At 53.4% G+C, this 23,855-nt stretch carries 24 protein-coding genes; 23 read left to right on the top strand and 1 reads right to left on the bottom strand.

All coding sequences use genetic code 11. The features are described from left to right. Positions 1-20: 20 nt before the first annotated feature. Entirely contained in the window at positions 21-1,550 is a 1,530-nt protein-coding gene (gene gntK, locus NYE33_RS03420; RefSeq protein WP_445669801.1) for a gluconokinase, read from the bottom strand. 351 nt (positions 1,551-1,901) lie between these two features. Between gntK and NYE33_RS03415 the strand changes: the two genes are divergently transcribed. The 23 genes from NYE33_RS03415 to NYE33_RS03305 all read left to right on the top strand — a co-directional run bounded on the left by NYE33_RS03415 (position 1,902) and on the right by NYE33_RS03305 (position 23,786). After that, a complete protein-coding gene (locus NYE33_RS03415; protein WP_042132740.1) occupies positions 1,902-3,119 on the top strand; it encodes an ATP phosphoribosyltransferase regulatory subunit in 1,218 nt (405 codons plus the stop codon). Between the two features lie 134 nt (positions 3,120-3,253). Next, positions 3,254-3,898, top strand: coding sequence for an ATP phosphoribosyltransferase (hisG, locus tag NYE33_RS03410; protein WP_039302355.1), 645 nt, complete (start codon positions 3,254-3,256; stop codon positions 3,896-3,898). 145 nt (positions 3,899-4,043) lie between these two features. Beyond that, complete coding sequence (gene hisD / locus NYE33_RS03405) at positions 4,044-5,354, top strand: histidinol dehydrogenase (protein WP_042132741.1); 1,311 nt, start codon at positions 4,044-4,046, stop codon at positions 5,352-5,354. After that, positions 5,341-5,952: an imidazoleglycerol-phosphate dehydratase HisB gene (gene hisB / locus NYE33_RS03400; RefSeq protein WP_042132742.1), complete on the top strand. Its 612-nt coding sequence runs from the start codon at positions 5,341-5,343 to the stop codon at positions 5,950-5,952. The genes hisD and hisB overlap by 14 nt, the downstream gene beginning before the upstream one ends. A 1-nt stretch (position 5,953) precedes the next feature. Then, positions 5,954-6,577, top strand: coding sequence for an imidazole glycerol phosphate synthase subunit HisH (gene hisH / locus NYE33_RS03395; protein ID WP_076243414.1), 624 nt, complete (start codon positions 5,954-5,956; stop codon positions 6,575-6,577). Between the two features lie 48 nt (positions 6,578-6,625). Then, positions 6,626-7,363 (top strand): 1-(5-phosphoribosyl)-5-[(5-phosphoribosylamino)methylideneamino]imidazole-4-carboxamide isomerase, encoded by a 738-nt coding sequence (gene hisA, locus NYE33_RS03390; RefSeq protein ID WP_042132744.1) that lies wholly within the window; start codon positions 6,626-6,628, stop codon positions 7,361-7,363. 52 nt (positions 7,364-7,415) lie between these two features. Then, positions 7,416-8,174 (top strand): imidazole glycerol phosphate synthase subunit HisF, encoded by a 759-nt coding sequence (hisF, locus tag NYE33_RS03385; protein ID WP_039302370.1) that lies wholly within the window; start codon positions 7,416-7,418, stop codon positions 8,172-8,174. Further along, a complete protein-coding gene (gene hisIE / locus NYE33_RS03380; RefSeq protein ID WP_076243415.1) occupies positions 8,171-8,887 on the top strand; it encodes a bifunctional phosphoribosyl-AMP cyclohydrolase/phosphoribosyl-ATP diphosphatase HisIE in 717 nt (238 codons plus the stop codon). Before hisF ends, hisIE begins: the two co-directional genes overlap by 4 nt. Positions 8,888-8,901: 14 nt before the next feature. Next, entirely contained in the window at positions 8,902-9,723 is an 822-nt protein-coding gene (gene hisJ, locus NYE33_RS03375; protein ID WP_076243416.1) for a histidinol-phosphatase HisJ, read from the top strand. 126 nt (positions 9,724-9,849) lie between these two features. Next, the gene (locus NYE33_RS03370; protein ID WP_039302378.1) at positions 9,850-10,797 is read left to right on the top strand and encodes a ribose-phosphate diphosphokinase; all 948 of its coding nucleotides are present in this window, start codon (positions 9,850-9,852) and stop codon (positions 10,795-10,797) included. 244 nt (positions 10,798-11,041) lie between these two features. After that, positions 11,042-12,790 (top strand): tetratricopeptide repeat protein, encoded by a 1,749-nt coding sequence (locus tag NYE33_RS03365; RefSeq protein ID WP_076243417.1) that lies wholly within the window; start codon positions 11,042-11,044, stop codon positions 12,788-12,790. Between the two features lie 145 nt (positions 12,791-12,935). Then, positions 12,936-13,889 carry a thioredoxin-disulfide reductase gene (gene trxB / locus NYE33_RS03360; protein WP_039302384.1) on the top strand — a complete coding sequence of 318 codons (954 nt, stop codon included), beginning with the start codon at positions 12,936-12,938 and terminating at the stop codon, positions 13,887-13,889. Between the two features lie 156 nt (positions 13,890-14,045). Beyond that, positions 14,046-14,843: a class I SAM-dependent methyltransferase gene (locus tag NYE33_RS03355; protein ID WP_341064780.1), complete on the top strand. Its 798-nt coding sequence runs from the start codon at positions 14,046-14,048 to the stop codon at positions 14,841-14,843. A 167-nt stretch (positions 14,844-15,010) separates the two neighbouring features. After that, the gene (locus tag NYE33_RS03350) at positions 15,011-15,238 is read left to right on the top strand and encodes a DUF1858 domain-containing protein (RefSeq protein ID WP_042231578.1); all 228 of its coding nucleotides are present in this window, start codon (positions 15,011-15,013) and stop codon (positions 15,236-15,238) included. A 14-nt stretch (positions 15,239-15,252) separates the two neighbouring features. Further along, positions 15,253-16,512: a DUF438 domain-containing protein gene (locus NYE33_RS03345; protein ID WP_171720821.1), complete on the top strand. Its 1,260-nt coding sequence runs from the start codon at positions 15,253-15,255 to the stop codon at positions 16,510-16,512. A gap of 239 nt (positions 16,513-16,751) precedes the next feature. Continuing rightward, the gene (locus NYE33_RS03340; protein WP_039302392.1) at positions 16,752-17,702 is read left to right on the top strand and encodes an ROK family glucokinase; all 951 of its coding nucleotides are present in this window, start codon (positions 16,752-16,754) and stop codon (positions 17,700-17,702) included. 46 nt (positions 17,703-17,748) lie between these two features. Further along, positions 17,749-18,648: an RNase adapter RapZ gene (rapZ, locus tag NYE33_RS03335; RefSeq protein ID WP_039302396.1), complete on the top strand. Its 900-nt coding sequence runs from the start codon at positions 17,749-17,751 to the stop codon at positions 18,646-18,648. 57 nt (positions 18,649-18,705) lie between these two features. Continuing rightward, a complete protein-coding gene (locus tag NYE33_RS03330; RefSeq protein ID WP_042140618.1) occupies positions 18,706-19,647 on the top strand; it encodes a gluconeogenesis factor YvcK family protein in 942 nt (313 codons plus the stop codon). Positions 19,648-19,666: 19 nt separating this feature from the next. Then, positions 19,667-20,596, top strand: coding sequence for a DNA-binding protein WhiA (gene whiA, locus NYE33_RS03325; protein ID WP_039302402.1), 930 nt, complete (start codon positions 19,667-19,669; stop codon positions 20,594-20,596). Between the two features lie 97 nt (positions 20,597-20,693). Continuing rightward, entirely contained in the window at positions 20,694-20,963 is a 270-nt protein-coding gene (locus tag NYE33_RS03320; protein ID WP_036651317.1) for an HPr family phosphocarrier protein, read from the top strand. 72 nt (positions 20,964-21,035) lie between these two features. Beyond that, positions 21,036-21,572 carry a GNAT family N-acetyltransferase gene (locus tag NYE33_RS03315; RefSeq protein ID WP_076243421.1) on the top strand — a complete coding sequence of 179 codons (537 nt, stop codon included), beginning with the start codon at positions 21,036-21,038 and terminating at the stop codon, positions 21,570-21,572. A 95-nt stretch (positions 21,573-21,667) separates the two neighbouring features. After that, entirely contained in the window at positions 21,668-22,426 is a 759-nt protein-coding gene (locus NYE33_RS03310; protein WP_076243422.1) for an SIMPL domain-containing protein, read from the top strand. 253 nt (positions 22,427-22,679) lie between these two features. Next, on the top strand, positions 22,680-23,786 hold the full coding sequence (locus NYE33_RS03305; RefSeq protein ID WP_052421607.1) for a PdaC/SigV domain-containing protein: 1,107 nt from the start codon (positions 22,680-22,682) through the stop codon (positions 23,784-23,786). Positions 23,787-23,855: the final 69 nt, after the last annotated feature.

Below are 23,855 nucleotides of genomic sequence, written 5' to 3'. Positions count from 1 at the left end.
TATATTGGCAGGATTGCAGACTACTCTCCGGCCTGTTCGCGCTGGAAATCGGCAATCGCCTGATATTGGCCTTCGAGGCTGCGGTATACGGAGATATAGATGGGCAGCAGCTGCTTATAGACTTTGGCATGTGCCTGGTCGGGTTCATGGCGGTGGGTCGAGCCAATCATGCCGAATACGGAATCGAAGGAATCGATCCGGCCGATGGCGTACAGCCCGAGGACAACGGCGCCAAGACAGGAGCTCTCGAAGCTCTCAGGGACTACCACCTCCTGATCAAATATGTCCGCCATCATCTGCCGCCATAGAGCGGAGCGGGCGAAGCCGCCGGTAGCCAGGATTCTGCCCGGCTGGCCGATAATTTCCTCCATAGCGAGCAGGACGGTATACATATTGAAGATGACACCCTCCAGCACAGAGCGGATCATATGCTCTTTGCGGTGATTCATGCTCAGTCCGAAGAAGGAGCCGCGCGCATCGGGGTTCCACAGCGGGGCACGCTCACCGGTCAGATAGGGATGAAAGAGCAGGCCATTGCTGCCTGGCGGTACCTGCTCGGCGATCCGGGTTAGAACCTCATAAGGATCAATACCGAGGCGCTTCGCGGTCTCTACCTCAGAGGCGGCGAACTCATCACGCACCCAGCGGAACAGCATGCCGCCATTATTCACGGGTCCGCCAATAACCCAGTGCTTGTCCGTTAGTGCATAGCAGAAGGTCCGCCCTTTCGGGTCGGTCAGCGGCCGGTCGACCACGGTGCGGATGGCACCGCTGGTTCCTATAGTCGCGGCAATAACCCCCGGCTCTATGGCACCGACCCCCAGATTGGACAGGACACCGTCACTGGCGCCTACGACAAACGGTGTGGCGGCCAGAAGTCCAAGCTCTTCCGGAAGCCCCGGAAGCAGCCCCTGCAGGATCTGCGTGGTGGGCACCGGTCTTGATAGACGTTCTGGAGTAATTCCGGCGATACGGAGCGCCTCAGCGTCCCAGTCAAGCTTCTCCAGATTGAACATACCTGTAGAAGAGGCAATGGAATGATCAATTACATATTTGCCGAACAGCTTGAAGAAGATATATTCTTTAATGGAGATGAATTTATGGGTCTGGCTGAACAGCTCCGGATGCTCCTCACCGAGCCACATCAGCTTGGTAATTGGAGACATCGGATGGACAGGTGTTCCTGTCCGCATATACAGCTCATGCCCGTTCAGTTCATTCTTCAGCCGCCGGGCAGCTGCACTGCTCCGGTTATCGGCCCAGGTGATGCAGGCGGTAAGCGGTTTGCCGGAAGAATCTACAGCAATCACGCTGTGCATGGCCGAGCTGAAGGAGACAAGCAGAACCTGTCCAGGAGGGACGTGGCTGTTCTGCATGACTGAAGAGATAGTGTGCTGGACAGCCTGCAGAATCTGATCAGGGTCCTGTTCTGCGACAGAAGGGGAAGGCTGATGCAGCGGATAGCCCTGGTTGCTCTGTGTGATGATTGTTCCGTTCTCCTCGAAGAGGACAGCCTTGGTGCTGGTGGTTCCAATATCAACGCCGATCATATAGGATGTACTCAAGCCGTCAGTCCTTCTTTCTGCTCTGAAATAGATACCGGGAATACTTAATGCAGGAAATAAAGTACAATTATATTATATATTTCGCATGAAACATTCTGAAGTTCATGTTCTACAGCTTATTATATTCGCAGGTAATCACGGTGGCAAAGAGAGGATGGATAGGCGCTGCTTAACATATAGTCCAAGCTTCCGAAACTGGCGGGTATAGAAGGAGATTGTTGACGCAAAAGGATAGTCCGTGATACGATATTACCACTGCTTTAGTTTACTACCACTTTACCATATTAAAGCACTTGAAGATACTTCTTATGATATCTGATGAGGTGAAAAGTGAAGATGTCCAAACCAAAGGGATTCGAAAAGCCTGCCGGCGTACGGGATTATCTCCCGCGTGCGGTAACGAAGCTGCGCAAGATTGAGAACGATGTGCTGCACTGCATGAGCCGCTGGGGCTACCGCCAGATGATTACTCCCACCCTTGAATATTACGATACGGTCGGTGTGGCCAGTTCCACGTCAGACCAGAAGTTGTATAAATTACTGAATAACCGCGGTCAGGCACTCGTGCTGCGTTCAGAAATGACAGCGCCCGTTGCCCGCGTAGTCTCCTCCTTATTGAAGGACGAACCGCTGCCGCTGCGCCTGTCCTATCATGCCAATGTCTTCCGTGCTATCGAAGAGGAGGCCGGCCGGGAAGCAGAATTCTTCCAGACCGGAGTGGAGCTTGTCGGAGATGATTCACCAGAGGCGGATGCTGAGGTCGTTGCACTGGCAATTGCCTCGCTGGAGGCCGCGGGAGTGAAATCTTTTAAAATTGCGATAGGGCATGTAGGCTTCCTCGACGGTCTGTTCCAGGAAGCGGTATCCGGCCTCCCGCAGGCCCAGGAAGAGCTGAAGAGTCATCTGCTGGGCCGTGATTATGTCGCTTTCCGGGAGACGCTGCGCCGCCTGGAACTGCCGGAAGCCCAGAAGAAGGAACTGGACGGACTGCTGCGGCTGCGGGGAGGCAAGGAAATCTGCGGACAGGCGCTGGAGCTCAGCAGCCATCCGCTGGCACGCGCTTCCATTGAGCATTTATGCAAGGTATGGGAGGTACTTGTCGCATACGGTGTCTCTCAGCATGTGCTGATTGATCTGACGATGATCGGTGATTTCTCCTATTATACGGGCATGACATTTGAAGGTTATGCTTCTGAGCTGGGCTTCCCGGTATGCAGCGGCGGAAGGTACGACAATCTGCTTCAGCAGTTTGGACGCCCGATTCCGTCGACAGGCTTCTCGCTGAAGACCAACCGTATTCTGGATGGTGTATCCGGAGTAACCGAAGAGGAAGAACTGCCGGTACTGGTCCAGTACGATGCCCTGCGGCGTCAGGAAGGTCTTGCTGAGGCGGCCCGGCTGCGGAATGAGGGCCACGCTGTGGTAACCCGGCTGGCGGCAGGCCCGGAAGAGCTGAAGGTTGTGAAGCGCCTGGATACGGATACCGTAGAGGCAGAGGGTGAACGTTACGGAGAGATTTATACGTTTGTGTCTTTTATCAGCGAGCATGGCTGAGCGGAGCAGGTTGATTGGCTGATCTCATAAATGTGGTATGAAGCAATAGGTGACAATACGTGAAGTGAAGGAATATGTGAACCCAAGTAATCCCTGCAAGTATGTAGCGGAAATAGAAACGGAGGCGGGTATGAATGGCACAGATTCTTAAGGTAGCCATGCCGAAAGGCCGGATTTACAACAAAGCGGCAGAGCTGTTCCGCAAGGCGGGACTGCCGATTCCTCCGGACGGGGAAGAATCACGTAAGCTGGTGATTTCACTGCCGGAAGCCGGAATGGAGTTTATTCTCGCCAAGCCGGTAGATGTGCCTACATATGTAGAGTATGGTGTAGCGGATATCGGTATTGTCGGCAAAGATGTACTGCTTGAAGAAAACCGTGATGTGTACGAGCTGCTTGATCTGGGGATTGCCCGCTGCCGGATGTCGATTATCGGACTCCCGAACTGGCAGCCGGGCATCCAGCAGCGGGTAGCGACCAAATATCCGAATGTGGCCTCACGGTACTTCCGTGAGCAGGGTCAGCAGGTCGAGGTGGTGAAGCTGAACGGCTCGATCGAGCTGGCACCGCTGATCGGCTTGGCTGACCGGATCGTGGATATGGTGGAGACCGGCCAGACCCTGAAGGATAACGGGCTGGTGGAAATGACCAGTATCTTCGAAATTACCAGCCGCCTGGTGGCCAACCGGGTAAGCTACCGGATGAAGAATGAGGAAATCCAGCAGCTGTGTGACCGCCTGCAGGCCGTGATTGCAGGCCCGGAGCTGCAGATTAAATAAGCTATACAGATTAAACTTTAAGAGATGAAAAAAGGATAGAAGTGACGAAGGGGAAGTTTGGAACTGTAGGAGCGGAAGTCCAAACATTATCCGTAGTTACGGCTGAGCCTAGCTAGTAAATAGAAAGTTCAGGGGGGAAGCAGCGGTGAAGGTCCAGTCCAGTAAGGAGTTTAAGCTGCAGCGTGAAGTGGAATACGGCACGCCGGAGCAGAACAAGGCGGTACGTGAAATCGTGGCCGGTATCAAACAGGAAGGTGATGCGGCATTGCTCCGGTATACGGAGCGCTTCGACGGCGCAGTGCTGACGCCTGCGCAGCTGCGGGTAACGCAGGAGGAGCTAGAGGCCGCCTATGGCCGGGTAGAGGAGTCCTTCGTGACGGCAATCCGGGCGGCAGCTGTCAATATCCGTGCGTTCCATGCGCGGCAGAAGCGCAATTCCTGGATGGATTTGCAGCCGGACGGCACGATCCTCGGACAGATCATCCGCCCGCTGAAGCGGGTGGGCGTCTATGTTCCCGGGGGCAAGGCAGCGTATCCGTCCTCGGTGCTGATGAACGTTATTCCGGCACAGATCGCCGGCGTGCCGGAGATCGTGATGGTTACACCGCCTTCGACGGGCGGCTTCGAAGGCATCGATCCCTATATTCTCGTTGCCGCCGCTGAGGCGGGCGTAAACGAGATATACCGCGTAGGCGGCGCGCAGGCGATCGCTGCCCTGGCCTTCGGCACGGAATCGATCGTGCCGGTCGATAAGATCTGCGGGCCAGGGAACATCTACGTGGCCCTGGCCAAACGCGAGGTCTACGGCGCTGTCGATATCGACAGCATCGCCGGACCGAGCGAGATCGTCGTGCTCGCCGACGATACCGCTGAGGCCGCCTACGTCGCGGCCGACCTGCTCTCGCAGGCCGAGCACGACGAGATGGCCTCGGCGATCCTCGTGACGCCGTCGCAGCGTCTCGCGGAGGCTGTTGCTGCCGAAGTAGAACGACAGCTGCAGACGTTGCCGCGCGAAGCTATCGCGCGGGCCTCGGTGGAGAACTACGGCGCGATTATCGTCGTGGAATCGCTCGAAGAGGGCATCTCCATTGTAAACCGGCTGGCGCCGGAGCATCTGGAGATTGTCGTGGCGGACCCGATGGCACTGACCGGCGCGATTGAGAACGCCGGGGCAATCTTCCTGGGTCCGTACAGCTCGGAGCCGGTCGGCGATTACTTCGCCGGACCGAACCATATTATACCGACCAACGGCACAGCAAGGTTCTCCTCGCCTGTGGACGTGGATGATTTCATTAAGAAATCCAGCCTGATCTATTACAGCAAGGAAGCACTGCTGCGGGACGGGGCGGCGATTATGGAGCTCGCCCGGCGCGAGGGCCTGGAGGGCCATGCCCGCGCAATAGAGATCCGGCTGGAGAACGAAGCGAAAGGTGGAGACGGAAATGGAGAACAATAATAATGAAGTGGCGCTGCGCAAGGCCGGACTTAGCCGTACAACCAACGAAACGGACATCGCGTTGACCTTTGCTGTGGACGGCAGCGGAGTTTCCGAACTGGAGACCGATGTGCCTTTTCTGAATCATATGCTGGATCTATTCACCAAGCATGGACAGTTTGATCTGAGCGTACAGGCGCGGGGCGACATCGATATCGATGACCACCACACGGTTGAGGATATCGGTATCTGTCTGGGACAGGCGCTGCGGGAAGCGCTTGGCGACAAAAAAGGCATCAAGCGTTATGCGAGTGTCTTCATCCCCATGGATGAGGCACTGGCTCAGGTAGTGATTGATATCAGCAACCGGCCGCATTTTGAATACCGGGCAACGTATCCTTCGCAGCAGGTAGGCAGCTTCTCTACGGAGCTGGTTCACGAATTCCTCTGGAAATTTGCGCTGGAAGCGAGAATTACACTGCATGTCATTGTACATTACGGCTCCAATACCCATCACATGATTGAAGCGGTCTTCAAGGCACTGGGACGGGCGCTGGATGAAGCGACACAAGTGGACCCCCGGGTGAAGGGTGTGCCTTCGACGAAGGGAGTGCTGTAGCATGACCGTTGCAATCGTCGATTACGGCATGGGCAACCTGCACAGTGTCAGCAAGGCGGTGGAACGCCTGGGGTATACGAGTCTGGTGACGGCAGATGCCGGTGAGATTCTGGCGGCAGACAGCGTAATCCTGCCGGGTGTCGGTGCATTCGGCGATGCGATGGAGCATCTGCGGGCGAGCGGAATGGATGTTGTAGTTAAGGCTGCAGCTGAAGCGGGACTGCCGCTGCTGGGCATATGCCTCGGTATGCAGCTGCTGTTCAGCAGCAGCGAGGAGCATGGCGAGCATAAGGGGCTGGATCTTCTGCCGGGCTCGGTGGTACGCTTCGCACCCCGTGACGGCTACAAGGTGCCGCATATGGGCTGGAACAGGCTGGGCTTCCTCCAGCCGGCGAGTCCGCTTCTGACCGGCCTTGAGGAAGGGCATGTCTACTTCGTCCATTCCTATCATGTACTTGCGGGTAGCGACAGCGACCTGCTGGCGGTCACGGATTATGGACATCCGGTAACGGCTGTAGTCGGGCGGAACAATGTGTACGGCATGCAGTTTCACCCTGAGAAAAGCGGCGAGCTTGGCATCAAGCTGCTGGGGAATTTCCTGCGGCTTCGAAGAGAGCAGGCGTGAAGCCTGAATAACTATATTGCAAATTGTAATGAAAGCGGGGAGCGCTACATGTCTTCTTTTATCGTATATCCGGCAATTGATATCCGGGACGGCAAATGTGTCCGGTTGCAGCAGGGGGATTACAGCCAGGAAACTATTTATAACGACAGCCCGGTTCAGGTGGCCAAGTCTTGGGAAGAGCAGGGCGGACAGTTTATCCATCTGGTCGATCTGGACGGCGCCAAGGCCGGGCATCCCGTTAATGATGCCATCATCGGAGCCATTGCCAGGAATGCCAATGTTCCGGTTCAGGTCGGCGGCGGTCTCCGCACGCTTGCGGATGTGGAGAAGCTGCTGGGTCTTGGCATCAGCCGGGTCATTATTGGAACGGCGGCGATCAATGATTATGCTTTTACAGAGGCGGTTCTCGCGAAGTATGGCGATAAGGTAGCGATCGGTATTGACGCCCGTAACGGCTATGTGGCTACGCATGGGTGGCTTAATACCTCCGAGGTGCGCGCAGAGGATCTGGCCAAGGAGCTGGCAGCCAAGGGTGCAGAGACCTTCATCTACACAGATATCTCCCGTGACGGGATGATGCAGGGTCCGAACGTGGAGGGTATTCTGTCCATGGCCGGGGCGAGCGGCAAAACCGTAATCGCCTCCGGCGGTGTTACCAGCCTGGACGATCTGCTGCGTCTGAGCGTACATAGCGGCAGCGGGATCGGTGGAGCGATTGTCGGCAAGGCGCTCTACACCGGCAATATTGATCTGGCTGAAGCCCTGCAGGCGCTGGGTAAGGCGTAGGGGTTACGGGCTTAGTAATTACTTTTGTTAGCCTGTGAAGGAGGGGTCTTGGATGTTAGCCAAACGGATTATCCCCTGTCTGGATGTGAAGGACGGGCGGGTGGTAAAAGGCGTTAATTTCGTAAATCTGCGCGATGCCGGAGATCCGGTGGAGCTGGCGGCTTTATATGATAGCGAAGGTGCAGATGAGCTGGTATTTCTGGATATCTCCGCATCGGTGGAAGGCCGGGCGACCATGGTCGAGGTCGTGCGGCAGACTGCCGGGGAGATTGCTATTCCATTCACGGTGGGCGGCGGGATTTCGACACCTGAGGACATGAAGCGGATCCTGCGTGCCGGTGCAGACAAGATCGGCATTAATACGGCAGCTGTCAATAATCCGCAGCTGATTCTTGAAGGCGCCCGCCACTTCGGCTCCCAGTGCATTGTGGTGGCGATGGATGCCAAATATAATGAGGCTTGGGGCGAGTGGGAAGTGTACACTCACGGCGGCCGTACGCCTACCGGTATCCGGGCGCTTACCTGGGCCAAGGAAGCTGAGCGGCTGGGAGCCGGCGAGATCCTGCTTACAAGCATGGATGCCGACGGCACCAAGGACGGCTTCGATCTGAAGCTGACGGCAGCAGTCTGCGATCTGCTGAGCATTCCTGTAATTGCTTCCGGCGGTGCGGGAAGAATTGATCATTTCTATGATGTATTTACCGCAGGCAAGGCAGATGCCGGACTTGCGGCAACTATTTTTCACTATAAAGAGATTGCCATTCATGATTTGAAGGCTGATCTGAAGCAAAGAGGGGTAGAGATCCGATGAGCGAGGACAAGAAAGATATAGCGCAGAGCCAGCAGGAGGCATTGTCAGGCATCCGCTGGAATGAAGCTGGCCTGCTGCCGGCAGTGGTGCAGGATGCCCGTACCCTGGAAGTATTAATGTTCGCCTATATGAATCCGGAGTCACTACGGCTGTCTCTTGAGAGCGGCCAGACCTGGTTCTGGAGCCGTTCGCGTAGTGAGCTCTGGCATAAGGGCGGAACCTCCGGCAATACCCAGGCCATCACCTCCATCCATTACGATTGTGACAGCGATACGCTACTGGTGAAAGTTGTGCCGGAAGGACCGGCCTGCCATACGGGTGAGAACAGCTGCTTCTTCCGCGAGATTCCCCTCGATGCACCGGCAACAGCTGAAGCAGCTGGGGGTACAGTTAACTCGGCAGCAGCAGGCCATGACCGCTTTGCTGTACTGGGTGAGCTGGAGCGCGTAATTGCCGAGCGGGAAGTGAACCGTCCGGAAGGGGCGTACACTACTTATCTGTTTGATAAGGGCGTCGACAAGATTCTCAAGAAGGTCGGCGAAGAAGCCTCCGAAACCATTATCGCCGCCAAAAATAAAGATAATGCCGAGCTTCGCCTTGAAGTCAGCGATCTGATCTATCATTTACTGGTCCTGCTGCAGGAGCGGAAGCTTCCGCTGGATGAGATTCTGGAAGAGCTGAGTGCCCGCCATGAACGGCCTCGCCGGGACTAGGAGGAAGGTTCAGCATGCGTATTGATTACCATACCCACCATGAGCGCTGCGGCCATGCCGTAGGGAAGCTTGAAGAGTATGTGCAGCGCGGCATAGCGCTCGGGCTGCAGCAGCTTGGACTGTCCGATCATCTGCCGCTTATCCATGTAGATCCGGAGCACTATTATCCCGAGATGGCTATGCCGCTTGCGGAGCTTCCGCGTTATGTGGAGGAATGTCTTACGCTGAAGGAGCGCTACCGCGGAACGATTGAGCTGCGGGTGGGGCTTGAAGCGGATTATATCGAGGGATATGAAGAGCAGATCCGCGAGCTTTTAGCACCCTATCCGTGGGACTATCTGATCGGGTCGGTGCATTTTCTCGGAGAATGGGATATTACGGACCACCGGCAGACCCATGGCTGGGAAGGCCAGGACGTGATGAGCGTCTACCGCCGATATTATGATGCAGTGCAGAAGTCGGCGTTATCGGGATTATATGATATTATAGGACATATGGATGTCATCAAAAGGTTCGGTTACGGGCCGCAGACTCCGGAAGGAAGAGCCGAGGCCAGAGCACTGGAGCTGGAGACGCTCAAGGTTATATCCGGCAGCGGAATCGCGATGGAGCTGAATGCTTCGGGACTCACTAAGCCTTGCGCCGAAATGTTCCCGGCTGAGCATGTGCTTCAGCAGGCGTATGCCCTGGGCATTCCGCTCACCGTGGGCTCAGACGCCCATGACCCTCTGAAGCTGGGAGACGGCTTACAGGAGGCGCGGGAAATGCTGTGGCGCACGGGCTTCCGTGAACTGGCTGTGTTCGAAGGACGCCGCCGCACATCCGTCCAAATATAAGAATGTATAGGCTTCGCGCTATATATTATCCTTCTATTTCTCGCTGAAACGGTACCGTCCATACAAGGACGGCAAAGCCGTTTCCACTTGCGTTCGAAGTTTAAATTATAATCCCAGGAGGGTACTATGCATCATCAATTACGTATTTTTTCCGGTTCGTCGAATCCGAAGCTGGCCGCTGATATTGCGGAGCGCCTTGGCGCACCGCTGGGCCTGATTAAGCTGACACGTTTCAAGAGCGGCGAGATATATGTGCATTATGAAGAGAGCATCCGGAACTGCGACGTATTTTTGGTGCAATCCCTGGCTCATCCGATTAACGAGCTGTTTGTAGAATTGCTGGTCATGATCGACGCTGCCAAACGCGCATCGGCAAGAACAGTGAATATTATCGTTCCTTATTACGGGTATGCCCGGCAGGAGCGCAAATCTGCGCCGCGTGAGCCGATCTCAGCCAAAATGGTTGCCGATGTGCTGACCACTGCAGGAGCTACCCGCGTGATAACTATTGACCTGCATGCAGCGGCTATCCAGGGTTTCTTCAACATTCCCGTGGATCATCTGACTGCGCTTGATCTGATCAGCGGCTATTTGAAGATCAAAGGCCTCTCCGATCTGGTAGTCGTATCACCCGATGCAGGCCGCGCCTCCATGGCTGAGAAGCTGGCCAGCCGGCTGGACTCTCCGTTTGCCATCATGATCAAGAAACGTCCGGCTCATAACGAATCGGTGATTACCCATGTCATCGGAGACGTTGAGGGAAGAACGCCGATTATTATTGAGGATCTTATTGATACGGGGACCACGATCGTCAATGTGGTAGAAGGGCTGAAGGAGCGCGGGGCCCGGAACAGCATCGTCTGTGCCACGCACGGGCTGTTCTCCGGAGATGCGCTGGAGCGGATGGATCATCCCAATATCGACGAAATTGTCGTCACGGATTCTATTGCGCTGCCGGATGAGCACTCCAGCAGATTCTCGGTGCTCTCTGTTGCACCTATGCTGGCAGAAGCCACACGTATTATCATCGAAGGCGGTTCCATAGACAAGCTATTTAGAGACGCGGGGATATAGTCCCTGCGTTTCTTTTTACAGTTATGCTGCAGCAGCAACTTTTCAAGCTTTTTCCTCCCCTTAACTCTCCTCCCCGGTTGAGAATCTCACTACCACATGTGGTATACTGTGTGAAGAAGACAGCCAAGTCCATAAATGGAAACGAAAAGAACACTTAAGACAGGGAGTATGGGTATATATTTGATGCCGCTCTCCTATTTTTCGTTAGGCTAGGGAAGCTTACAAAGGGAGGTGCCTTGCTTCCATGATTGAGAAAACTTCAGAGAATGATACGGACAGCGGTAATGTGATTCCGGTCACTCTGGATGCCAATTTTTTCTTTGAAAGAGCCGTACGGTCGCTTGACCGCTTTCAATATGATAAGGCATTAAAGAATTTTCGCAAAGCTGTTGAATATGAGCCGGATAATCCGGTGAATCATTGCAACATGGCGGGTATATTATCTGAGATGGGTAATTACACAGCATCTAATGAGATTCTGACCCATGTACTGGAGAAGATTGATCCCGCAATGACCGAATGTCATTTCTATATGGCTAATAATTACGCCAATATGGAAAGCTTTGAAGAGGCGGAGCGTTCGCTGGTCACGTATCTGGAGGAGGATGCCAGCGGCGAGTTCATGGCCGAATCCGAAGAGCTGATGGAGCTGCTGCAATATGAGCTGAACCGTCCTGCTCCGCTTGTGCGGATCCGCAGCCGTGAGGGTGTGGTCGAGCATGACCGGGCCCGCAGTCTGCTGGAGGAGGGCAAGTTTCCCCAGGCCGTAGAGCTGCTGGAAGAGATCATTGCGATCTCGCCGGACTTTCTGGCTGCGCATAATAACCTGGCCCTCGCTTATTTCTATATGGGCCGGTTTGCCAAAGCGAAGGAATGCCTGAACGAGGTGCTGAAGCAGGACCCCGGCAATCTGCATGCGCTCTGCAATATGGCGATCTTCCTGCAGTATGCAGGTGACAAGGAGCAGCTGGATTCTCTGCTGGGCATGCTTGAAGCCACTGTGCCTTTTCATCAGGAGCATGTATTCAAAATGGCCACGACGATGGGCATCCTGGGCAGACATACTGCAGCATACAGCCACTTCCGGCGTCTGCTGAAGGATGAAGAGGTCGCCGGAGACGCCGGCCTGTATCATTACTGCGCAGCAGCGGCCAGCAACAGCGGCCTCTACACTGAAGCGCTACGCTGCTGGAGACAGGCTGCGAAGCTGGACCCTGAGTCTGCCGTGCCGGCATTCTTCCTGTCCCAGCTCCAGCAAGCCCGGGGAGAAGACAGACCCATGCCTGCTGTCAGCTATAATTACCAATTGCCTTTCCAGGAGCAGCTTAAGCAGTGGAAGGGGAATACAGGCAAGTTCACCGAAGAAGTACGGAACAATCCGCTGCTGCGAGCCTCGTTCTTCTGGGCGCTGCGCTACGGCGATTCCTCCACGAAGCTGCAGGTGACCGAAGCCCTGCGCTGGATTGAGGATGAGGAGATGTCCGAGGTACTGCGCGGAGTTCTGGAGCATCAGCCGCTCCAGGAGGACCGGCTGCAGGAGGCGGCGCTGTTCAGCCTGCAGCGGCTGATTGGAGAGAATCTGGAAGAAGCTGCAGCTCCTGAGGAAGAGCCGTTGCAAGCGGCTTCCAGCCCCAAGGGCCCGGCTGAATGGAAGGAAGACTGGCAGCGGATTATCGATCATACGGTGGCCATGATGGACCGGAGATATGATGCTGTGCAGAAGAAGGATGCAGAGTTTATCTGGAAGCAGTTCATCGGCAGCCTGTATCCGGATGTACCGTTATTCCGCAATGACGGCGGCTGGTGTGCGGCACTGGAGTATCTGACTGCCAGGCTGCACGGGCGTCCGGTCACCTTCCGCGAGGCGGCACAGCGTTACGGCGTCTCGGTCTCCATGGTAAGCCGCTATGCACGGCGGATCGACAGTGAATGCGATACCCAGGGCATGCTGCCGGGAACGGACGGCTTGTCGCCGTCCACCAACAATATTTGAACCCTTTTTTCAAATATAAGAATCTATACGTTTCTCACGATAACTTATCCTTATATTTCTCGCTGAAACGGTACCGTCTTAATAAAAGGACGATAAAGCCGTTTCCACTTGTAAATACAAACCTACTTGTAAGGAGGCCAATGTAATGTACAAAACGATTGTAATCGGAACAGGCCCGGCCGGGCTGACTGCCGCGATTTATCTGGCGCGCGCGAACCTGAGCCCGCTCGTAATTGAAGGCTTGCAGCCGGGAGGACAGCTGACAACGACGACAGAAGTGGAGAACTTTCCAGGCTTCCCTGAAGGAATTCTGGGTCCTGATCTGATGGACAACATGCGTAAGCAGGCCGAACGCTTCGGCGCTGAATTCAAGAATGGCTGGGTGGAGTCGGTTGACTTCTCTCAGCGTCCGTTCAAGGTGACTGTAGACGGAATGGGTGTACTGGAAGCGGAGTCGGTCATTATTTCGACCGGCGCCTCCGCCAGATACCTGGGTATCCCGGGCGAGCAGGAGAATGTAGGACGCGGGGTCAGCACCTGTGCGACCTGTGACGGATTCTTTTTCCGTAACAAAAAGATTGTCGTGGTCGGCGGCGGCGATTCCGCGATGGAGGAAGCCAGCTTCCTGACCCGCTTTGCTTCCAGCGTAACGCTGGTGCACCGCCGTCCGGAGCTGCGTGCTTCGAAGATCATGCAGGACCGCGCACGCGACAACAGCAAGGTGTCATGGGCACTGAACCGCACGCCGCTTGAAGTAACCGTCGGCGATACCGGAGTTAAGGGCATCACCGTCCTTAACAATGAGACGGGACTTACCGAGCTGGTGGAAGCGGATGGTGTATTTGTCGCTATCGGACATACACCGAATACCGCTTTCTTGGGCGGTCAGATTAACACGGATGCCAATGGTTATATCGTGGTTAATCCGGGCACCACAGAGACGAATATTCCCGGCGTATTCGCTTGCGGCGACGTGCAGGATACGCGTTACCGTCAAGCGATATCGGCAGCCGGAACCGGCTGTATGGCCGCCATGGATGCCGAGAAGTTCCTGGAAGGCACCATGGTGCATGACTGGAGCGAATCGCTCGATAAATAATACGGCGCTTGCCGTAAGCTTCTAAAGTTTTTGCGTACGGGCCGGCAGCTCCAGAAATGGGACTGCCGGCTTTTTGGCGTACCCTTATTCGGTTATGTGAAACTATGCACATGAACCAGCGTAAACCACATTATCCAATACAAGGGAGTGTGTGAAATGGGGACTAAGGATTGGTTCAAAGAAAGTGAACGGTTTAATGAGGCAGCGGCATTCTATGATATGTACCGGCCGAGCTATCCCTCCGCGCTTATTGAGCGGGTAATAGGAGAAGCCTCTCTGACTAAGGAGTCCAGAATTCTTGAGATCGGTGCCGGGAGCGGTAAAGCCTCCGAATTATTCCTGGACCGCGGGTATGAGCTGCTATGTATTGAACCGGGCCCACAACTGGCGGAATTGGGAAGACAGAAGCATAGGGATAAAAACGTGCGATTTGTAACCTCCAGATTCGAGCACTGGTCTGGGCCGGAGAAGGATTTCGACCTGATCTTCTCCGCTCAAGCCTTTCATTGGGTGCCGCAGCCGGAAGGTTACAAGAAATGTGGGCGGCTGCTGAAGCCGGGAGGGCGGCTCGCGCTCTTTTGGAATTTTTATCTGCAGGGAGACAGTGAGATGGAGCAAGAGATTGCCGAGGTCTGTGCGGAGTATGAGGTATTCTGGTTTAATAAGCGGGATGTAATTGAACAGAGAGTGGAGCGAACTGTAGCAGAGCTGTCCGGCAGCGGAAATTTCAGAGCCCCGGAGGTCTACCGGTATCCTTGGGACAGCAGGGATGACGCGGATAGCTTCATTAACTTCCTGCGGACCTGCAACGGGTTCATCGGGCTGAAGGAAGCGGAGCAGATTGAATTAAGCGCCAGGTTACATAAGCTGATCGGCCGGAATGGCGGCACCCTGCAAAGGAATTTTATATGTACGCTTTTCATAGCCGAAGCCTTGAATTCTGTGAATTCTTAACATACATAGCTGTCCCTATGCTGTAACAGGCGTACGGGCAGCTTTTTCCTTAAAAGCTAATATGTTGTGGGGTAATTTTATACTTAGTGACTGCAATCACAATTTACCCCCCTGCCCTATGCTAAGCTGTTGCTGAGAAGAATTCTCAATTGTGAGGTGTGCAGATCTTGAGCAAAGTGTTGAAGCTAGATGAGTCTATATTGGAGCTGGTAACCAGGCACCCGGAAGCCGTAGATATTATGGCCGGTCTGGGTTTCCATGATATAACGAAGCCTGGAATGCTGCAGACGGCAGGCAGGTTCATGACATTATCCAAGGGCATGAAATTAAAGAGAATAGAGCTGGAAACCGTTCGGCTGGCCTTTGAGCAGCACGGCTTCGAGATTATTGAATAGAAGGAGAGAATATAATGAGCGAACTGATTAATAACCGTGAAGTGGATGTACCGGAGCAGACACGCCGCCAGGCTATGCTGAAGGAGATCATCAAGGAGCTGCATGCGGGTAAAAGTGTAGAGGAAGTGAAGGCGCGTTTTGCCGAAGCGGTAGGCGATGTGACTGTAGCTGAGATATCTGCCATGGAGCATTCCCTGATGACCGAAGAGGGTATTCCGGTAGAGGAAGTGCAGCGCCTATGCTCCGTGCATACGGCCATCTTCAAAGGCTCGATCGAGCAGATTCACCGCTCCTCGAAGGCTGAAGAGCAGCCGGGGCATCCTGTGCATACCTTCAAGCTGGAGAACCGTGAGATTGAACGGCTGGTTAACTTCCGGCTGGAGCTGCACACAGACAAGTTCAAGAAGAACGCCAGCGAAGAGATCATCTTCAAGCTGCTGGAGGATCTGAGCCTATTGCTCGACCTCGACAAGCATTACAGCCGCAAGGAGAATCTGCTGTTTCCTTACTTAGAGAAGTACGGCATTTATGGTCCAACCAAGGTAATGTGGGGCGTGGATGACGGGATCCGCAATATGATTAAGGAAGCCAAGAAAGCACTCAGCGCGTATAGCGGGGAGTCTGAGCAGATTGCAGCTTCACTGGAGGAGATCATTAAAGAAGTCAACGAGATGATCTTCAAAGAAGAGAATATTCTGCTGCCGATGGCGCTCGATAAGCTGACTGAAGATGAATGGGTCAAAATCGCCCGCGAAAGTGACGAAATCGGCTTCTGCCTGACCGCGCCGGAGCAGGAATGGATTCCGGAGCGTGCCGCTGAACCGGAGGGTGCCCAGAGTCAGGAAGAAGGAGAAGCTGCATCACCGCAGGGCTTCATCCGCTTTGAGACCGGCCTGTTGTCGCTTCATCAGCTCGAGACGATGATGAATCATCTGCCGGTGGATTTGACCTTTATCGATGAGAACGATGTGGTCCGCTACTTCTCACATGGCAAGGAACGGATCTTCGCCCGGACCAAGGCGGTTATCGGCCGTACGGTGCAGAACTGTCATCCGCCGCAAAGCGTGCATGTGGTGGAGAAGCTGCTGGCAGATTTCAAGGCAGGCATTAAGGATGCTGAGGATTTCTGGATTGCCATCAAAGATAAATTCATCTATATCCGCTACTTCGCAGTACGTGATGAGACCGGCCGCTATATGGGGACGCTGGAGTTCACACAGAATATTGCTCCGATCCGTGCCTTAGAGGGGCAAAAGCGTATTTTGTCGGAATAATGGCAGATTTACAGGGACCAGGGCAATAGAAGATTACTTTCAGACTTTCTTGCCTGCCGGGTGAGAAGGTCTTTTTGTTAGGCGGGTTGTCCGCAGACGGAGCATGTCAAAACATCCCATACCGCTTCCTGAAGAACATTGCCCCGGGTGTATCGCCTTTCCTTGACCGCAGGGGAGGCTTCTATTATAGTGGGTACGTAGGATTAACTATTTTAGCATAGAAAAAGGTGGCTTGTAACATGTCTGAAAATATCTACGTTGGCGTGGATTTAGGTGGAACCACGATTAAGGTTGGAATCTGCAATGCCGAGGGAAGCCTGCTGCACACTTACGAAGGTCCAACGGGGACCGCAGACGGCGTCGATGCCGTTATCGATAATATCGAGAAGTATGTGCGCCTGATTGTGGAGGACTCTCCGTATTCCTGGGAACAGCTTGCCGGTGTGGGAGCCGGGCTTGCCGGGTTTACGAATATTCGTGAAGGAATCATCATCCTTGCGCCTAACATAGGATTTAGAGATGTGCCGATCCGTTCCATTCTGGAAGGTCGTTTGAACAAGCCTGTCAAAATAGACAATGACGCCAATGTGGCTGCGCTGGGCGAGGCTTGGAGCGGTGCAGGACGCGGCATTGAGAATTGCGTCTGCTATACGCTGGGTACAGGGGTAGGCGGCGGAATTATTATCAATGGCAAGGTGTATCAGGGCTTTGCCGGTCTGGCCGGAGAGCTTGGCCATATCACAGTAGTTCCCGATCTGGAAGCTATCCAGTGCGGCTGCGGGAACATGGGTTGTTTGGAAACCGTTTCCTCTGCGACTGGCATTATCCGCATGGCGAATGATGCAGTGGCCCGCGGGGACCGCACCACTCTGTCCACGGTGGAGAAGATTGCGGCCAAGGAAGTCTTTGACGCTGCCAAGGCAGGCGATGAAGTCGCTCTGCGTATTGTGAACCGTGCAGCATTCTACCTGGGCAAATCGATGGCTGCGGTGGCTGCGGTACTGAATCCGGAAGTGTTTATCGTAGGCGGCGGCGTATCCAAAGCCGGCGATATCCTGTTTGATGAAGTCCGCCGTGTATTCGCCAAGCTAACACCTGCACCTCTGCAGACTGGTGTTACCATCGTGCCTGCGGAGCTTGGCAATGATGCCGGTATTATTGGTGCGGCAGGTCTTTTGCTGCGTTCTTAAGGAGCAGGAATTATTCATATACTAACCTTAGGGAGGGGACGCTCTAATGACCGAATTCGAGCAAATATCGCCCGGTCGTGCCACCCTGATCATCATTACCGGCATGTCGGGAGCAGGCAAGACGATTGCAGTGCAGAGCCTGGAGGATCTCGGCTTCTTCTGCGTCGATAATCTTCCGCCAGTGCTGATCCCGAAGTTCGCCGAATTGATTGAGCAGTCCAAAGGCAAAATCGCCAAAGTGGCGCTCGTGATCGACCTCAGGGGACGGGAATTCTTCACCGCTCTGTCGGAGTCTCTGGCCTATATCAAGGACGAGTCGACCATAGGCTTTGAGATTCTTTTCCTGGATGCAACAGATTCAGTGCTTGTGCAACGCTACAAAGAGAGCCGGCGTCACCACCCGCTTGCTCCCAAGGGCATGCCGCTTGACGGTATCCGGATGGAGCGCCAAATGCTGGAGGAGCTCAAGAATTCAGCTACCCTGTGTCTGGATACCAGCAGCATGAAGCCGGCACAGCTAAAAGAAAAAATTGTGTCACGGTTCTCCCATCTCGGGAAAAGCACCCTCTCCGTTAACATTACTTCGTTTGGGTTCAAGTATGGTATTCCGATTGATGCTGACCTGGTGTTCGATGTCCGCTTCCTGCCTAATCCGCATTATGTGGATCAGCTGCGGCCCAAGACAGGCCAAGACAACGATGTGTATGACTATGTGATGAAATGGCCTGAAACGCAGACGTTCCTGACCAAGCTGCTTGACATGCTTCAATTTCTTATTCCGCAATACCGCAAGGAAGGCAAATCCCAGATTATTATCGGCATCGGCTGTACAGGCGGCAAACACCGTTCCGTAGCCATTGCAGAGTATCTGGGCAAAATGCTGGGGGTAAGCGAGACGGAATCGGTAGCAATCAGCCATCGGGATTCCGAACGTGATCGGCATTGACGAGAGAAGGGATGAGTAGTGACTGAAGAACAAGGGCAGCGTCCGAAGATCGTCGTCATGGGCGGCGGTACCGGGCTGTCTGTTATGCTTCGGGGATTGAAGGAGAAGCCGCTGGATATTACGGCTATCGTAACCGTGGCAGATGACGGGGGGAGCTCCGGGATTCTGCGCAGTGAGCTGCAAATGCCGCCTCCGGGGGATATCCGTAACGTACTGACGGCTATGGCCGATGTGGAGCCTCTGATGGCGCAGATCATGCGCTACCGTTTCAGTACCGGAGAGGGCCTCGCCGGACACAGCCTGGGCAATCTCATTCTGGCAGCGCTGACAGACATCTCCGGGGATTTCGTTACGGCAGTCAGAGAGCTTAGCCGCCTTTTCGCCGTCCGCGGCCGGGTGCTGCCCGCTGCAGGCGAAGCGGTGGTACTGCACGCCGAGATGTCGGATGGTACCCTGATTACCGGCGAATCCAAAATACCGGAGGCCGGCGGTATAATCAAACGTGTGTTCCTGGAGCCTGCCGATGTGGAGCCTCTGCCGGAGGCGCTGGAGGCGATCCGGAATGCGGATGCCATTCTGCTCGGTCCGGGCAGTCTGTATACAAGCATTCTGCCGAATCTGCTGGTGCCGAAGCTGGCTGAAGCTGTCGTGGCCTCGGATGCGATCAAAATATTTGTATGCAATGTAATGACCCAGCCCGGTGAAACGGATAATTATACGGTCAGTGATCATCTTCAGGCGGTATACGACCATATCGGACTGCATCTGTTCGATTATGTAATTGTGAACGACGGAGAGATCCCGGAGCAGGTACAGATCAAATATGCCGAGAAAGGCGCACGTCCGGTGCAGCTTGACCGCGATGTCGTTGACGGCAACGGATATAAGGTGATTGCCGACAAACTGGTATTATTTAAAACCTATTTGCGGCATGATACAGATAAGCTTAGCCACCATATTTTCCAGCTGGTTCAGGATTGGATTGACAGAAAGAGTTAACATGAAAGAGGTGAGCCCCTTGTCTTTTGCGGCCCTTACCAAAAAAGAGCTGACGATGGTCGAGAGCCAGCCCTGCTGTGAGAAAGCGGAAATGTCAGCGCTGATCCGGATGAATGGTTCGGTGCAGCTTTCGAGCAAAAAGGTTGTTCTCGACATTTCGACGGAGAACGCCGCGATTGCAAGGCGGGTATATTCTTTACTTAAGAAATATTACCAGGTCCATATCGAGCTGCTCGTGCGTAAAAAAATGCGTTTGAAGAAGAATAACGTCTATATCGTAAGAATCCCAAACCGGGTTCAGGAGATCCTGAAGGATCTGCGGATTGTCTCGGAAGGCTTCATCTTCACCGATGGGATCGATGATGAAATCGTCGGCAAGAACTGCTGCAAGCGTGCTTACCTGCGCGGGGCCTTCATGGCTGGCGGCTCGGTGAATAATCCGGAGGGTTCCTCGTATCACCTGGAAATCGCTTCGATGTATGAGGAGCACTGCAAGGCGCTCGTGGAGCTGGCTGGTGAATTTCACCTGAATGCCCGCTGCATAGAACGCAAGAAAGGCTTCATCCTATACATCAAGGAAGGCGAGAAGATTATTGAATTCTTAAGTTTGATCGGAGCCCATCAGGCACTGTTCAAATTCGAGGATGTACGGATCATGCGCGATATGCGTAATTCCGTTAACCGGATCGTCAACTGCGAAACGGCCAATCTTAACAAAACGATCAGCGCCGCGGTACGCCAGATTGAGAATATCAAGCTGCTGCAGCGTGAGGTGGGACTGGAAAGCTTGCCGGATAAGCTGCGCGAGGTTGCGGAAATCAGACTTGCACACCCGGATATCAACCTGAAGGAAGTTGGCGATATGCTGGGCGGCACCGTCAGTAAATCAGGCGTAAACCACCGTTTGCGCAAAATTGATGAGCTGGCTGACAAGGTGCGGGGCAGTTGATTATTTTTTTTCTAGTGCGGTAGAGGTTATAATGATATAATATTATAAAATTAATGTGAAATTTTTGGGCAGATCTCAAATAGGGGGTAAGCGTTTCATGACAAAGCACCCGGTAGTTGTTCGGTTGAAGACGGGGCTCCATGCTCGGCCGGCAGCATTGTTTGTGCAAGAAGCTAATAAGTTTTCGTCGGAGATTTTCGTGGAAAAAGACGATAAAAAAGTTAACGCCAAAAGTATCATGGGCATTATGAGCCTTGCGATCAGTTCCGGTACGGAGATTTATATCAGCGCAGATGGCGCAGATGCGGAACAAGCTGTAACCGCTTTGACAAGTCTTGTAAGTAAGGAAGAACTCGAGAATCAATAAATGGTACACGTCTTACCGAAAGCCCTTAGGGGCTTTTTTTCATATTATTTATGTATAAGGGGAGATACACAGATGCAGATCCAAGGCAGTGAGGTAACATTAGTGGAGCCTACAGAAGCTCTCAGAGAGCCCTATCTGGCATTTTATGAAGAGTGGAAGGCCAGCGGAGAATCATTCGTTCCCTGGGTAGTCGAGATCGATCCTGCTGACTTTGCCGGGATGCTTCAGTCTCTGCGTGAGCATGCCGGCGGTGTGAATATCAAAGACGGATGGGTGAGCAGTTCAACCTTCTGGCTGGTGACAACGGATCAGCGGGTGGTGGCTGCCGTGAACATCAGACACCGGTTGACGGAAGCGTTACTCCGTACAGGCGGGCATATCGGCTATGGCGTGGTCCCTTCGGAGCGCAAACAGGGGTATGCCAGTGAACTTCTGAAGCAGGCCCTCGTGAAAGCTGCTGAACTGGGTATAGAGAAGGCACTCGTGGTCTGCGACGCCGTCAATACAGCATCGGAACGGACGATCCGCAAGAATGGCGGAGTAGAGGATAGCGAATATATTGAGGAGGACGGAAATGTCATCCGGCGTTTCTGGATAGAGACGGAATAAATTATTAAATAACGTACATAGGATATGCAACTTTTGCCATGCTGGTCCGTCTAGAGGGTACCAACAACTTAAAGAAACGAAAGGGGATGGCAAGCATGATGAAATTTGGCAAATCAATCGGAGCAGTGCTGCTGGCAGGAAGCTTGATTATAGGAGGAATGGGGCTGAGCGGGGTGCTAAAAGGTCCTGAAAAGGCTTACGCTGCCGATGAGGTGCAGAAGAATATTGTGAACGTAGTCGGTAAAGGCGAACTTGCGATCAAACCGGATATCGTCTATCTCTCCATCGGGGTAACTACCACGGCTGATACTGCACAAGAGGCGCAGAAGGGTACCGCGGCAAAGATTGCGAAGCTGACTGCATTATTCAAAACAACCTGGGGAATTGCGGACAAGGATATTCAGAGCACGCAGTTCTATGTACAGCCTAATTACATCTATAGCGAAAAGGAAGGCCAGCAGGTTAAAGGCTATAATGCCCAGCATACGCTGAAGATTTCCTACCGTGATCTGACTAAGGTCGGACAATTGCTGGATGCAGCATCGACGGCAGGAGCGAACAATATCGGCAATGCAAGCTTTGCGATCGAAGATCCATCAGCCTTTGAAGCACAGGTTATCGAAAAAGCAATGCAGAATGCAGATGTAAAAGCGGCAGCGATTGCTAAAGCGGCGAAACGCGGACTCGGGCAGGTGGTAACGGTCATTCAGAACGACGACGGGAATAACCCGGTTGTCTTCGTTGAACAGGCCGCCATGTCCAAAGCAGCGAATGATTCAGCTGCCGGAAGCTCTGTTGAACCCGGAGAAGTTAAAGTAACCACTCAGCTGAGCGTAACCTATGAATTGAAATAAAGTGACCGCGAAGAGGCGCTTGCTCTGCTGTTTATGGCAGGGCGGCGCCTTTTTTAGGAGAAATTTTCGTTGAAATCTCTCAAATTGTTTAAATAAATGTAATAAGGTTGTTAGAAAGACTCTTCAATCCTTAAGAAACTGTAAAGCGCATTGTAACATCCGCCGACCTTCTTATCCCTATAATAGGAAGAGTGAAGCTGAGGGAACACATCACGTCATAATACATCGCACCAGCGGAAGGGGAAGAACAACAATGAAAATGAATGATACTTCGAAGAAATACGCCCGTAAATGGGGCGCAGGAATGATTGCAGCGGGAATGCTGCTCGGTGGAGCCGCAATACCGGCAGGTATAACTCAGGCAGCTCCAGCAGCTGCTCAGGTGAAGGCTGCATCCTCCCCGGTAGTACTGAAGGTAAACGGCAAGATTGCAGCGCAGAAGGGGCTTTTCCAGGACGGAAAGGTATGGATTCCGGTAACGTTTATGCGCGATGCGCTGGGGATGCCGCTATCTTATGATAAAGCAGAGAAGACGTATACCATCGGTACAGGTACTACACAAACTAAACTGACGGTTACTGAATACTATACTACGATTAAAGTGAACAATTATTTTATCGGCGAATATGAAGTGAAGAATATGGATAACCGCTTCTATGTTTCGTTTGACCTGCTCAGCGATTACTTAGGCTACAAGGGTGACTGGAGTGCCGCAACGGGACGGCTCAATGTGATGAAGAGAACGCAAAATGCGGTAACTATAAAGACTGAGAGCTATGTTAAGGACCATAAAGATGCACCAATCAAGCTGGATTATCCACAGGTCAGCGGTCTTGCAAGTAGCGAGGCTGAGAAGGCAATCAATGATACAATCAAACAGACGATTCAGAAATACGCGGCTTACGCCGAAGATCAAATCTCCCTTAAATCCGAGGACGACCGTCCGTATGAATTCGAAGGCGGTTATGTGGTCACTTATAATCAGGACGGCGTGCTCAGTCTGATCACGAATCAATACGGATATACCGGCGGTGCACATGGATCGACTATCCGCAATGCCTTTACCTTCTCACTTAAAGACGGTAAACGCCTGCTGCTGGGGGATTTGTTCAAGGCTAATCCTAACTACAAGAAACAGCTGAATGCCAAGGTATCTACTGAAATCAAAGCAAACGGAGGTTATCTGGGAGGATTCACAGGCCTGAATACAGAGAAATACTTCTATCTGAAAGAGGGCAAAGCCGTGCTCTTCTTCCAGCAATATGAGTATACTGCATACGCTACAGGCTTCCCGGAGGTAATCTTCAGCTTCAAAGAGCTGCTGCCGGACGGAAGCAGTCCGTTCGCTGCACTGAAATAATATAGTAGTTTCATATATCCTGCCCATGCGTTTCCTCCGGAGACATAAGGGCAGGATTTCTTTTGCGGG

The organism is Paenibacillus sp. FSL R10-2199 (assembly GCF_038000235.1).
GTDB classification, from domain to species: domain Bacteria; phylum Bacillota; class Bacilli; order Paenibacillales; family Paenibacillaceae; genus Paenibacillus_AQ; species Paenibacillus_AQ phytohabitans.
This window is presented reverse-complemented; position numbering and strand designations above follow the sequence as displayed.